Annotated in this window: 10 protein-coding genes and 2 pseudogenes; 9 read left to right on the top strand and 3 right to left on the bottom strand. The window is 59.1% G+C overall.

Annotation, left to right across the window (positions count from 1 at the left end):
• Positions 1-22 precede the first annotated feature (22 nt).
• Together ABOC21_RS12750 and ABOC21_RS12745 are read left to right on the top strand one after the other, a co-directional pair.
• Positions 23-178, top strand: coding sequence for a hypothetical protein (locus tag ABOC21_RS12750; RefSeq protein ID WP_426814816.1), 156 nt, complete (start codon positions 23-25; stop codon positions 176-178).
• A gap of 118 nt (positions 179-296) precedes the next feature.
• The gene (locus ABOC21_RS12745; protein WP_426814815.1) at positions 297-551 is read left to right on the top strand and encodes a DUF596 domain-containing protein; all 255 of its coding nucleotides are present in this window, start codon (positions 297-299) and stop codon (positions 549-551) included.
• A 267-nt stretch (positions 552-818) separates the two neighbouring features.
• Here ABOC21_RS12745 and rihA read toward each other — a convergent pair whose 3' ends face one another.
• Together rihA and pqqU are read right to left on the bottom strand one after the other, a co-directional pair.
• Positions 819-1,754, bottom strand: coding sequence for a pyrimidine-specific ribonucleoside hydrolase RihA (gene rihA / locus ABOC21_RS12740; protein WP_426814814.1), 936 nt, complete (start codon positions 1,752-1,754; stop codon positions 819-821).
• A 248-nt stretch (positions 1,755-2,002) separates the two neighbouring features.
• Positions 2,003-4,114, bottom strand: coding sequence for a TonB-dependent receptor PqqU (gene pqqU / locus ABOC21_RS12735; protein WP_426814813.1), 2,112 nt, complete (start codon positions 4,112-4,114; stop codon positions 2,003-2,005).
• A gap of 261 nt (positions 4,115-4,375) precedes the next feature.
• Between pqqU and ABOC21_RS12730 the strand changes: the two genes are divergently transcribed.
• Both ABOC21_RS12730 and ABOC21_RS12725 read left to right on the top strand, forming a co-directional pair.
• Positions 4,376-5,437: a YncE family protein gene (locus ABOC21_RS12730; RefSeq protein ID WP_426814812.1), complete on the top strand. Its 1,062-nt coding sequence runs from the start codon at positions 4,376-4,378 to the stop codon at positions 5,435-5,437.
• A gap of 140 nt (positions 5,438-5,577) precedes the next feature.
• The gene (locus ABOC21_RS12725; protein WP_041145366.1) at positions 5,578-5,799 is read left to right on the top strand and encodes a YgdI/YgdR family lipoprotein; all 222 of its coding nucleotides are present in this window, start codon (positions 5,578-5,580) and stop codon (positions 5,797-5,799) included.
• Positions 5,800-5,856: 57 nt separating this feature from the next.
• On the opposite strand, the gene ansP is transcribed toward ABOC21_RS12725, so the two are convergent.
• Positions 5,857-7,320, bottom strand: coding sequence for an L-asparagine permease (gene ansP, locus ABOC21_RS12720; protein WP_426814811.1), 1,464 nt, complete (start codon positions 7,318-7,320; stop codon positions 5,857-5,859).
• A 400-nt stretch (positions 7,321-7,720) separates the two neighbouring features.
• Between ansP and ABOC21_RS12715 the strand changes: the two genes are divergently transcribed.
• The 5 genes and pseudogenes from ABOC21_RS12715 to ABOC21_RS12695 all read left to right on the top strand — a co-directional run bounded on the left by ABOC21_RS12715 (position 7,721) and on the right by ABOC21_RS12695 (position 13,303).
• Positions 7,721-8,119, top strand: coding sequence for a (R)-mandelonitrile lyase (locus tag ABOC21_RS12715; protein WP_426814810.1), 399 nt, complete (start codon positions 7,721-7,723; stop codon positions 8,117-8,119).
• 115 nt (positions 8,120-8,234) lie between these two features.
• Positions 8,235-8,780, top strand: a complete 546-nt coding sequence (locus ABOC21_RS12710) for an adenylate kinase (RefSeq protein WP_426814809.1) — start codon at positions 8,235-8,237, stop codon at positions 8,778-8,780.
• A 105-nt stretch (positions 8,781-8,885) separates the two neighbouring features.
• Positions 8,886-9,888: pseudogene (locus ABOC21_RS12705) on the top strand (LLM class flavin-dependent oxidoreductase).
• The gene (locus tag ABOC21_RS12700; RefSeq protein WP_426814808.1) at positions 9,885-11,006 is read left to right on the top strand and encodes a M20 peptidase aminoacylase family protein; all 1,122 of its coding nucleotides are present in this window, start codon (positions 9,885-9,887) and stop codon (positions 11,004-11,006) included. The pseudogene ABOC21_RS12705 and the gene ABOC21_RS12700 overlap by 4 nt, the downstream one beginning before the upstream one ends.
• A 31-nt stretch (positions 11,007-11,037) precedes the next feature.
• A pseudogene (locus tag ABOC21_RS12695) lies at positions 11,038-13,303 on the top strand (NtaA/DmoA family FMN-dependent monooxygenase).

Here is a 13,303-nt window from a genome sequence, read left to right as displayed (position 1 = left end):
CCTTTTGCTGACGGAGCAGCACATGAAACCATTCAAAGGCTGGCATTTTCAGCGTGACATTATTTCTACCAGCAAAGACGAAACAAAAGCTCGCTGGACGATTGATATAATGGGTAATGAAAGCCTGGAGGAATTACAAGGTAAAGTTAAAAACAAAATAGAGATTAAGTTTCGCTGAGGAGGGGCTATGTTATATAGCGATGATGAATACAGATTATTTAGCACCGAACTGGACGGATCATCTATTGTGACCATATGGTCGGCTATGAGGCTTGATAATTTTGGTAAAAAAATCAATGACATATGAAGAAAGAAAATCTTACTTTTTCGAGTTGCTTGGAAGGTTTTTGGATGAAGGGAAAATAAGAATTGGTAAGCATGGTAAATTTCTAGATGGTTCTATAGATGAACAGATTAGTCGCTATAAGATTGCTTTTCCAAAAACTGAAGATGAGTGGAAAAAAAAGAACGAGGAGATCTGGTTTTACGAAGAGGATTGCCCTGGCGGCATTGTCTGGATCCATGAGAACGGCTATGAAGACTGGACCTGATTCACCGCTAGTCATAACGGCTCTTCGGAGCCGTTATCCTTGAATACCTTTCCTATGTAAACGCTGTTTGTCGGCCACGATACTGAAATTAACGGCGCTGCCTGCCTCTGATCTATCCAACCGGACAGATCAAAAGCAGGATCATTGACGAACGAGCGGACAGGCCTGCGCCTGACAAACTCGTCGCCTAAGACTCTGCAAACTGCCGACGCTTGTCTTTATCCAGAAGGCAGTATCGCAATACTTAACGTCTCGCAGAACCCTGGTTCAACCATAAAACGCCAGCCGCTCGGCTAACAGGTCGACAAAACCCTCCCGGTCGACATCCAGCAACACCGTGGTATTCGGCTGCTTGCCGGTGAGGAAGTAATAATCGACCACCGTCATGCCCTGGGTGTACTTCCCCTGGGTTTCCACGCCGACCCAGCGCTCAACGCTGGTGAACAGCTCGGGCTTCAGCAGCCAGGCGATGGTGCAGGGATCGTGCAGCGGGGCGCCGGTGAATCCCCATTTAGCATCCTTGTGATACTCCATAAAGAAGTCGAGCAGCTCGGCAACAATGGTGGCTACCGGGTTGCCGAGCTGGCGGAAACGTTCGATATCCATGTCATGAATCTGCGCCTTATGGGTGACGTCCAGCCCGGCCATCACCACCGGAATACCCGACTGGAAGACGATCTCCGCCGCTTCCGGGTCGACGTAGATATTAAACTCGGCGGCGGGCTGCCAGTTGCCGAGCACCATCGCGCCGCCCATCATCACGATGCGCGCGATCTTGTCATGCAGTTCCGGGTGGCTATTCAGCAGCAGGGCGACGTTGGTTTGCGGGCCGGTGGCGACAATCGTCACCGGCTGCGGGCTTTCGCGCAGCGTTTTCGCCATCAGCTCGACGGCGGTAACGTTCTGCGGGGCAAAATCAGGCTCCGGCAGCGCCGGGCCATCGAGCCCGCTTTCGCCGTGAACGTTGTCAGCGATGATCAGCTCCCGCATCAGCGGCTTACGCGCGCCGCCGGCCACCGGAATATCCTGGCGTTGCAGTAGTGTTAGCATGCGCAACACGTTACGCAGGGTTTTCTCCGGCGTCTGGTTGCCGGCGGAGGAGGTGATGGCTTTGACGTCAAGTTCGGGCGAGGCGAGGGCAAGAACGATAGCGATGGCGTCATCATGACCCGGGTCGCAATCAAGGATGATTGGCAGTGCCATAGCGGCTCCTTTTTATGGGCGATATTTGTGATAAGGGTAACGCCCTGGAGCACAACAGACGAGGGAGGATAAAACAAAGCGTGATGAACGCCGCATTATGAGGTGGAGGGAAGAAGACTCTCCCGATTGCAGGCTGGTTTCCCGATCGTGCTGCGCATATCGAGGCGCCGAATGAGTACGGGCTTGTAGCGGGAACGGGAGCGTTAACGCCGCCGCCCGGCGTTATCCCGGGCGGCGGCTGCGGCGTGTTACTCAAAGCGCCAGGCGAGGTTGAGGCCAACGCCATAGTTACGTCCCGGCGCCGGCTCGTAGTAGCGGCCGTTGGACTCGTTGACGATCACCGACCCGGCGTAGCTGCGATCAAACAGGTTGTCGATACGACCGAAAACGTCCATATCCATGTTGCCGTAGCTCCACTTATAGCCGCTGGTGAGCCCAACGACGGTCCACGACGGCGCCTTCGCGGTGTTCTCATCGTTAGCCATAATGTCGCTCATATAGCGGATATCGCTGCCCGCGTACCAGCCGCGATCCGGCTGATAACCGAACGAGGCGTAGCCCATATTGCGGGCGATGCCTGGAATACGATTGCCGTTGCAGCTGGCATCGTCGCAGACGTTGGTGCGGTAGGTGGCGTCCAGCCAGGTCCAGGCCGCCTTCAGGCGCCAGTTCTCAGCGAACTGCTGATCCAGCCCCAGCTCCATCCCCTGACGGCGGGTTTTGCCGGCGTTTTTATAGCTGGTGCGTCCGCCGCTGCTGGCGTCAACCACGATCTCATTATCGGTATTGGTCTGGAACAAAGCGGCGGTAAACAGGCCGTTACCGATCCGCGTTTTGCTGCCGATTTCGACCGTTTCGTTGGTGGCGGGCTGCAGACCGAAGTTCAGGCCGCTCTGGTCGCCTGAACGGTAGGAGAGCTCGTTGATGGTCGGCGTTTCAAAGCCGCGACCGGCGGAAGCATAGAGGTTCCACGCATCGGTAACCGCGTACTTCAGCGACCCGGCCGGCAGCCATTTGTGGTAGCTGGCGTCGCCGCTGTCGTCCCCGTTGCCCGGGGTAATATAGTAATCGTTTGAATCGAACCACACCGAACTGTAGCGCACCCCGGCATCGAGGGTGAGCTTCTCCGTCAGCTGCCACTGGGTCTGCAGGTAAGGGTCGATATTCCACATCAGATTACGTTCATTACGCCGCAGGTTGCCCTCTTCGCCGTACTGCGGCGCGCCGTTGACCATGACGAAGTTTTCGAACCCTTTGCGGCGCTCGCTCATGGTTTCGTAATCAAGCCCGGTGGTAAAGGTCACCGGCACCAGCAGCTCGCCGCGATGGGTCCAGCGGGTATCGATGCCCTGATAATGGCGGGTGAGGTCAATCACGCCCCCCGCGTGGCCCGGGTTAAGCTGCGGCGCGCGTGGGATCGACTGATACTGCGTGGTTTCACGCTCGCCGGCGTACATCATAACGCTCAGGTCGTCGCGCTCGCTCAGCTGGCGCTCGTAGCGTAAACCGGCCTGGGTCTGTTTGGTCGATTTGCGTGTGTTGTACTGATCGCCGCGCGGCGACTGGCGGGGGTTATTCTGCCACTCGTCGTAGCTCAGGCCGCCGGCATCGTTGGCTTTGATATCCACGCTATTGAACAGCAGCGTCAGCTTGCTGACGTCGTTGATGCGCACGCCGAGTTTCGCGTTGGCGAGATTTTTTCGCGCCCCGCTGTGGTCGCGATAGCCGTGGGTGGTGAAACGGTTGGTCGACACGGTGTAATCGACGTCCCCGGCGTGGGTACCGTCGCCGACTGTGCCGGTGGCCTTCAGGCCGTAGTGCCAGGTGCCGAAGCTGCCGTAATAGCTGCTGGCTTCAATAGTTGGCGGCTGGCTGCCGCTCTGGCTGGTAACGTTAATCACCCCGCCGGAGGAGTTGCCGTACAGCGCGGAGAAGGGCCCGCGCAGAACCTCCAGCGACTCTACGCTGCCGATATCGATATTAGAGGTTTGCCCCTGGCCGTCGGGCATGGTGGCCGGAATGCCGTCAACGTAAATTCGCAGCCCGCGCACGCCGTAGGTAGAACGAGAGCCGAAACCGCGAATCGAGAGCTGCAGGTCCTGGGCGTAGTTCTGCCGGTTTTGCACCTGCAGGCCGGGCACGGCGCCCAGAGACTCGGAAAGGTTGACCCGCGGCGCGGACTGGCGCATGTCGTCGCCGTTGACCACGCTAACGGCCGCGGGGGTATCGAGTTCGGAAACCGTGGTTGGGGCGGCGGTAACGACCATCGTCTGCTCGCCCTGAGGACCGGACTGAGCCATCGCGGCCAGCGGCAGGAAGAGGGCGGGAAGCGCAACCCTGCGCGCGGAAAGGATTTTCATGAAAACACTCGCAAAACGAAGCAAATGGAATAGATCTCCGTATGTTAACTCCTTTGTAATTTTTTGAAAATTATTAACGGAAGTTTAGTTAAATAATGTCATGTATTGGCTATTTTTTTTCGTCCGTAAGCGCAATTAACGCTCTACTTTACGTTAAATAATGATTACTATTCGCATTTATAAAATAGCGTAAGGCTATGACTTTACGCCGCGGAAGCACTGTCGAGCAGGCACATATTTGTTTTATCAAAGGGAGTCGTCATGTCATTACGTCATCTGTCCGCGCCGCGTCTGCGCCGTTCACTGTTGTTAACTTCACTGCTGCTGGCGGGGAGCTTCAGCGCCCACGCGGCGGAAGAAATGCTGCGCAAGGCGGTTGGAAAGGGCGCATACGAGATGGCTTATAGCCAGCAGGAAAATGCCCTATGGGTCGCGACTTCGCAAAGTCGTTCGCTGGATAAAGGCGGGATCGTCTATCGCCTCGACCCGACGACTCTGGAGGTGACTCAGGTTATCCATAACGACCTCAAGCCGTTCGGCGCGACGATCAACAACGTCACCCAAACGCTGTGGTTTGGCAACACCACCGACAGCACCGTCACCGCGATTGATGCCAAAACCGGCGCGGTAAAAGGCCGCCTGGTGCTTGACTCCCGCAAACGCAGCGAAACCGTGCGCCCGCTGGCGCCGCGCGAGCTGGCGGTGAATGAGAAGACCAACACCGTTTATATTACCGGCCTGGGTAAAGAGAGCGTTATCTGGGTGATTGATGGCGAAAAGCTGACCCTGAAAGATACTATTGCCAACACCGGCCCTATGGCCACCGGGCTGGCGGTTGATGCCGACGCGAAGCGCATTTACACCACTAACGCCGACGGCGAACTGCTGACCATCGACAGCGACAGCAACAAAATTCTGAGCCGTAAAAAGCTGCAGGATGACGGTAAAGAGCACTTCTATCTGAACCTGAGCCTTGACGCCGCGGGCCACCGCGCCTTCATTACCGACAGCAAACAGCCGGAGGTGCTGGTTGTCGATCTGCGCAACGGCAAGGTGCTGGAGAAAATCGCCGCGCCGGAATCGCTGGCGGTGCTGTTCAACCCAACGCGTAATGAAGCCTACGTGACGCATCGTAAGGCCGGTGAAGTCAGCGTGATCGATGGCAAAACCTACAAGGTTGTGAAAACCATCAAAACGCCAACCTATCCTAACAGCCTGGCGCTCTCCGCCGACGGTAAAACGCTGTACGTCAGCGTGAAGCAGGAATCAACCCGCCAGAAAGAAGCCACCCAGCCGGATGACGTTATTCGCATCGCGCTGTAAAGATTTACAGGAGGGGGAGACCCCTCCTGCTCGCCTGAATCACCCTCTGTTACAAACGCCTATTGGCCTCATTAATGTAATGGCTTTATAATCAATGCTTTCCGCCTGACATTGGCGGTGATAAACATTCTGGAGGATGTATGAATAAGCCATTTATGGTTCTGTGCGCCGGCGCGATGCTGGCTTTACTGGCGGGCTGTACTTCGAACTATGTGATGACAACGAAAAGCGGGCAGACCATCGTGACCCACGGCAAGCCGCAGCTGGATAAAGACACCGGCATGACCAGCTATACCGACGAATCGGGCAACCAGCGTCAAATTAACAGCAGTGACGTTTCGCAGCTGGTTAAAGATAACTAAGTCGGGCTCGTCGTGGAAAAGTGCGGTTTGACCGGCTCCGGCCAAACCGCAAACGCGCTATTTTTGCGCCGTCTGAGCACCCGGCGCGGTGCGATGAATCGCCTCAACGCGACGGCGAACGCCAAACCAGCCGGCGACCAGCAGCACCGCGATCAGCGGAATTGAAGCAATGGTGTAGGTGCCGTTTGGATAATCGAAGGCCATCAGCACCAGCACGCTGAACAGGAACAGCAGGGTCAGCCACGAGGTGAACGGCGCCCCCGGCATTTTGAAACTCACGTCCGCCGCCTTACCTTCCTTGATTGCTTTACGCAGCCGCATCTGGCACACCACGATAAAGCCCCACGAGGCAATAATCCCCAGCGAAGCCACGTTGAGCACGATCTCAAAGACCTGCGACGGCACCAGATAGTTGAGGAATACGCCGATGATGTAGATCGCCAGCGTCGCCAGAATCCCGGCGTAGGGCACCTGATGGCGGCTCATCTTCGACATAAACTGCGGCGCGGAGCCGCCCATCGACATCGAACGCAGAATGCGCCCGGTGCAGTACAGGCCGGAGTTGAGGCTGGAGAGCGCCGCGGTTAAGACCACGATATTCATCACGCTGCCAATGTACGGCACGCCGAGTTTGGAGAAGAAGGTGACGAACGGGCTTTGCCCCGCCTGATAGGCGTTCCACGGCAGCAGCAGCACCAGCAGCACCACGGAGCCGACGTAGAACAGGCCGATACGCCAGATCACGCTGTTGATCGCGCGCGGCACCATGGTCTGCGGCTCTTTACACTCTCCGGCGGCGGTGCCGACCAGTTCGATAGAAGCAAAGGCGAACACCACCCCCTGCACCAGTACCAGCGCCGGCATCAGGCCGTGCGGGAACAGGCCGCCGTTATCGGTGATCAGGTGGAAGCCGGTGGCGTTGCCGTCCAGCGGTTTTCCGCTGCCGAGAAAAATGGTCCCCACCACGAGGAAAGCGACAATCGCCAGCACTTTGATCAGGGCAAACCAGAACTCCATTTCGGCAAACCACTTCACGCCGATCATATTCATGGTGCCGACGATCGCCAGCGCGCCGAGGGCGAACACCCACTGCGGAACGTCGCCGAACGCGCCCCAGTAGTGCATATACAGCGCTACGGCGGTGATATCGACGATGCCGGTCATCGCCCAGTTGATAAAGTACATCCAGCCGGCAACGTAGGCCGCTTTTTCACCGAGAAATTCGCGGGCATAGGAGACGAAGCTGCCGCTGGAGGGACGGTGCAGCACCAGTTCGCCCAGCGCGCGGAGAATAAAGAATGAGAACAGGCCGCAGACCAGATAAACCAGGGCCAGCGCCGGTCCCGCCATCTGCAGGCGCGCGCCGGCGCCGAGGAACAGGCCGGTGCCAATCGCGCCGCCGATGGCGATCATCTGCACCTGACGGTTGCCCATCGCCTTGTGGTAACCCGACTCCTGCGAGTTAAGCCAGTGGCGTTTTGCGGCCTGATGTTCGGCCGCAGCGTTGTGTTTTGTATTCATTGATGTACCCATTTTCCTGTCAATGTCCATGAGTGGCTCCCCGTGCCGCCGATTGGCAGCACGTTATGCTGGCTTTCTCATCATTCTGGCGTAGGAGATAAGCAGAGCATGGCGCAGCATCCTACACGCAACGTGATAGTGACGCACGCAAAACATGTTTGTACCGCACTTGCTTATATATCAATGGCTTCAACGACGTAGCTTCTCCATGAGCGGGGAAAAGGCGGCGGCGATACGAGTGTCGCCGGTGCGATGCGCGCGCGTACAGCCGCGCTGGCCGGCTAGCGCCATAAACAACGGCAGGTGCTTAATGCCGCCTATGGCACTTTTCTTATTTTGCCGCCTCGGCGCGGCCCCGCGCTTACGCTATCTTTAGTGCTACACATACGAGGAGATCGGCATGAATATTATCCCCAGCGGTTCACAGCCCTCACGAAAAGGCCCCGCGGACTGGTTTACCGGCGACGTGCGTATCGATGCGCCGTTTCAGGCCAGCGAACCGGCAAAAGTCGGCGGCGCAACGGTGACCTTCGAGCCCGGCGCGCGTACCGCCTGGCATACTCATCCGCTGGGCCAGACGCTGATCGTTGTCCAGGGGCGCGGCTGGCTGCAGGAGTGGGGTAAAGAGCCGCAGGCGCTGAATCCGGGCGATATCGCGTGGATCCCGCCGGGCGTGAAGCACTGGCACGGCGCCAGCAGCGCGACCGCGATGGTGCATATTGCCATCGCCGAAGCGGAAAACGGCAGCGCGGTCACCTGGCAGGAGCACGTCAGCGACGAGCAGTATCAGGGGTGCTAAAACGGCACTTATCGCCGTTCAGTCCATGCGCCGCGCCGCTATTTTCCTCACCCGGCGCGGCCGTTTGTCGGCTATTATTCTCAGCCCCACAACAAGACATGGCTGAGCGCAGACGATGAAAATCAACGTAGTAGGGACCAGCGGCGTCGGCAAATCGACCCTCGCCCGGCGGCTTGCCCGCCAGCTGGCGCTTCCCTGTATCGAAATGGACCGCCTCTACTGGCTGGCGCAGTGGCAGGGAACGCCGGACGAGGAGTTCTTCGTAAAGATTGCCGCCGCCACCGACGCCCCCGGCTGGGTGCTGGACGGCAATTACAACCGCAGTCGCCCGGTCAAGTGGCGCGAGGTCGATCTGGTGATCTGGCTCGACTACGGATTCTGCCGCACGCTCCGCCAGGCGGTGTGCCGGGCCACGGTCCGCGCCAGCCGCCATCAGGAGCTATGGCCGGGGACCGGCAACCGCGAGAGCTTCCGGCGCTCCTTTTTTAGCCGCGAATCCATTGTCTGGTGGACCATCAAAACCTGGAAGCAAAATCGCCAGCGCTATCAGTCTGATATGAGCGACCCGGCGTATCGGCACATTCGCTTTGTGCGCCTGCGCAACCCGCGGCAGACGGAGGATTTTCTCCGCCGGCTGGCGGCGCAATCCGCTCAGCGTTAAGCCGGTATATCTATTTTCCGGCAGAGTACATGTAAATAAATTGTTTCTCAGCCGCTGCCCCAGATTCTAATAATGCAGACATGTTAGTTAACACGAGTCTGCAAAATGTCTTATCGAATCAGTATTCTGGATAAAAGCCCGCTTGCGGCCGGGGAGACCGCCGCCCAGGCGCTGGCGCGAACTTTAACCCTCGCGCAACAGGCGGAAGCCTGGGGATATCATCGATTCTGGCTGGCCGAACACCATAATACCGATCTGCTGGCCAGCCCGTCGCCGGAGCTGGCGATCGCCTGGATCCTCGGCCAGACCCGGCAGATTCGCGTCGGGTCCGGCGGGGTGATGCTCCAGCACTACAGCCCCTATAAAGTCGCGGAAAACTTCAACCTGCTGGCCTCTATTGCGCCGGGGCGGGTGGATCTTGGCGTCGGCAAAGCGCCCGGCGGCCTGCCGCTCTCAACCCGCGCGCTGCAGCAGGGGCTGAATCAGGAAGATAAAGGCACCTTTGCCGACCAGCTGGCGCAGCTCGATAACTGGCTGTCGCTGACCGAAGCTGAAGGCGAAGAGAGCGTGCGGGCAACGCCGATCCCGCCGCGGCGGGCGGAAGGTTTCCTGCTCGGCGCCAGCCTTGAGAGCGCCCGGCTCGCCGCCCAGCTGGACTGGAACTTTGTCTTTGCCGCCCACCTTAACGGCGATAAAGCGCTGCTGCGCGAGGTGCTGACCCGCTGGCGGACGCTGAGCCGCCGGGACGCCATTATCGCCGTCCAGGCGATCGTCGCCGAGGATAGCGCGGCGGCGCGCGAACTGGCGCAGCAGGTTGAGGTCTGGGGCGTCGAGCTGGAAAACGGCCAACGAGTGACCGTCGGCAGCGAGGCCCAGGGCATCGCCTTTGCCCGCCAGGCGGGCAGCGCGCCGACGCGCATCGCCCGCCGCGAATCCTCCCTGCTGGCCGGTACCGCCGATGAGGTAAAAGCGCAGACTGGACGCCCTGCACGCAGAGTGGGGAATTGATGAATTTATTATCGACACTCCGGTTGCCGAAGGGCCGGCGCGGCTCAATTCGCTGCGCCTGCTGGCCCAGGCCCATCAGGGTGCGGAGGTGCTGCCATGAGCTTCGCTGAACGGCTGATCCGCTGGCGGCGCGAGCTGCACCAGTACCCGGAGCTCTCTCTGCAGGAGGTGGCCACCACCGCACGCATCCGCGACTGGCTGGAAAGCGGCGGCCTGCGCCTGCTGCCCTACGAGCTGAAAACCGGCCTGGTGGTGGAGGTGGGCAGCGGCGAGAAAGTGGTTGCCCTGCGGGCGGATATCGATGCGCTGCCGATCGAAGAAGCGACCGGCCTCGCGTATCGCTCGCAAAACGAAGGCGTGATGCACGCCTGCGGCCACGACATTCACACCAGCGTGATGCTGGGCGCCGCGCTGCTGCTTAAAGAGCGCGAAGCGCAGCTGCCGGGCCGGGTGCGGATCCTGTTTCAGCCGGCGGAAGAGAACTTTGGCGGCGCCAAAACGCTGATCCGCGCCGGCGCTCTGGAAGGGGTGACGGCCATTTTCGGCATGCACAATGAGCCGGGGCTGCCGGTGGGGGAATTCGCGACCCGCGGCGGCGCCTTTTATGCCAACGTCGATCGCTTCGTCTTTAAGATTACCGGTAAAGGCGCCCACGCCGCGCGGCCCCACGAAGGCAAAGACGCTATTCTGCTTGCCAGCCAGCTGGTCACCCTGCTGCAGAGCGTCGCCAGCCGGGAGGTGAACACCCTCGATTCGGTGGTGCTGAGCGTGACGCGGATCCAGGGCGGCAACACCTGGAACGTTCTGCCGGAGAGCGTGGAGCTGGAGGGAACATTGCGCACCCACAGCAGCGAAGTACAGCAGCGGGTAAAGGCGCGGGTGAGCGAAATCGCCGCCGGTTTTGCCAGCGCCTTCGGCGTGCAGATTGACGTTTTCTGGTACGCCGGGCCAACGGCATTAGTTAACGATGAGCGCTGGGCGGCGTTTGCCCGCGAGGTTGCCGACGACGTCGGCTACCGTACCCATCATGCGGATCTGCATATGGGCGGGGAAGATTTTGCCGTCTACCTGCAGCATATTCCCGGCGCCTTCGTCAGCATCGGCAGCGCCAGCGAATTCGGTCTCCACCATCCCGGTTTTAATCCGGATGAGAATTTAATCGCCCCGGCGGCGCGCTATTTTGCGAGCCTGGCGGAACGAGCCTTACAGCAAATTTAAATTTTAATTATCGGCAAAGGAAGGGTAAACGATGTCTGAAAAACGACAGCTGCGGCTTGGCACGATATTACACGGCGCCTCGGGAAATATGTCCGCCTGGCGTCATCCGCTAGCGCTGGCGGATGCCAGCATTAATTTTGAGTTTGTTAAACAAACGGCGTTAAAAGCGGAAGAGGGGAAGCTCGACTTTATATTCGTCGCCGACGGCCTGTATATTAATGAAAAATCAATCCCGCATTTTTTAAACCGCTTTGAGCCGCTGACGGTGCTCTCCACGCTGGCGGCGGTGACCCGCAATCTCGGCCTGGTGGGCACGCTGTCAACCTCCTACAGCGAGCCTTTTACCACCGCGCGCCAGTTCGCCAGCCTCGATCATCTCAGCCAGGGCCGGGCGGGCTGGAACGTCGTTACTTCGCCGCTGGAGGGCTCGGCGAAGAACTTCTCCCGCGCTCAGCACCCCGACCATGCGCTGCGCTATCGCATCGCGGATGAATATTTAACGGTGGTCAAAGGGCTGTGGGATTCATGGGAAGAGGACGCCTTCGTGCGCAATAAGGCCAGCGGCCAGTTCTTTGATAAAAATAAACTGCATAGCCTCGATCATCATGGCGACTTTTTTAAGGTTGCCGGTCCGCTGAATATTGCCCGCACCCCGCAGGGGCGTCCCATTATATTTCAGGCGGGTGCCTCTGCTGATGGTAAAAAGCTGGCGGCGAGCCATGCCGACGCCATTTTTACCCATCAGGAATCGCTCGAGGAGGCGCAGGCGTTTTATCGCGATGTCAAAGACCAGCTTGCGGCGTACGGCCGCCAGGAAGATGAGCTGCATATATTCCAGGGCGTCAGCGTCATCGTGGGTGATAGCGCTGAAGATGTAGAGCAGCAGTATCAGACCACCGCCGCGCTGGTGTCGATCGAGGATGCCCTGAACTACCTCGGACGCTATTTCGAGCATCACGACTTTGCGCAGTACCCGCTTGATGAACCGTTCCCGGATATCGGCGATCTCGGGCAAAACAGCTTCCGCAGCACTACGGATGAGATTAAGCGCAACGCCCGCGAGCGCGGCCTGACCCTGCGCCAGGTGGCGCTGGAAGCCGCCAGCCCGCGTCCGCGCTTTTCCGGAACCCCGCAGCAGGTCGCCGACGGTCTGCAGGCGTGGTTTGAACAGCGGGCCGCCGACGGTTTTATTATCCAGGGCGGCACGCCGGACGCCTTCCCGCGCTTTGTTGACCAGGTGGTGCCCATTCTGCAGCAGCGGGGGCTTTTCCGCGAGGCGTATCCCGGCACCACGCTGCGCGCCAGCTTAGGGCTGGCTGAGCCGGTCAATCAATTCCAACAACAATAATAAGAGAACCGCCGCTATGCAGAAAAAATCACTTATCCTCGCGTTCGCCCTGGCCGCAAGCGCTTCGGCGTGGGCGCAGAACGTCAATATCAACGGCACCGGGGTCAGCATCGAAGCCAATAAGGCGCCGGTTCACACGGCAAAAAATCCGCAGGCGATTGCCCAGTTGCCGAAGGATCTGCACCTCGCGGTGCCGGGGAAATTCACCGTCGCGGTGGCGGCGCTGAACTCGCCGCCGCTCACCGTCTTCTCTGACGATAACAAAACCCTGCTCGGCAGCGAGGTGGATATCGCCCGCCTGGTTGCCGATAGCCTCGGCCTGCAGCTGAACGTGGTTCCGACATCGTGGGAAGACTGGCCCCTCGGCGTGGTCTCCGGCAAATATGATGCCGCGATCAGCAATATTACGGTGACCAAAGAGCGCAAAGAGAAGTTTGATTTCGCCACCTACCGCAAGGATTCGCTGGGCTTCTACGTCAAAAGCAGCAGCCCGCTGAGCAAAATTGACCGGGCGGAGGATATTGCCGGCCTGCGCATTATCGTCGGCTCCGGTACCAATCAGGAGGCCATTCTGCTGGCGTGGAACGCGGAAAACCTCAAGAAGGGGCTGAAGCCTTTTACCCCGGTCTATACCAAAGATGACGCCGCTCAGACTCTGGCGATCCAGTCCGGCCGCGCCGACGCCTTTTTTGGCCCTAACGTGATTGGTGCATGGAAAGCGGCACTAACCGGCAAAACCAAACTGGTTGGCAGCGTCGACGGCGGCTGGCCGAAGGCGGCCCATATCGCAGTGACGGTGAAAAAGGGCAGCGGCCTGGTCACCCCGGTGCAAACGGCGCTGAACGGCGCCATCCACAGCGGCGATTACGCCAAAGTGCTTAACCGCTGGGGGGAAGGCGTCGAAAGCATTCCGCAGTCAGAGATTAACCCGGCCGGACTGGGCGATTAA

The organism is Klebsiella sp. WOUb02, from assembly GCF_050058015.1.
In the GTDB taxonomy this organism is placed as follows: Bacteria; Pseudomonadota; Gammaproteobacteria; order Enterobacterales; family Enterobacteriaceae; genus Klebsiella.
The sequence above is the reverse complement of the archived record's forward strand: the minus strand, read 5'-3'. Positions and strand labels throughout refer to the sequence as shown.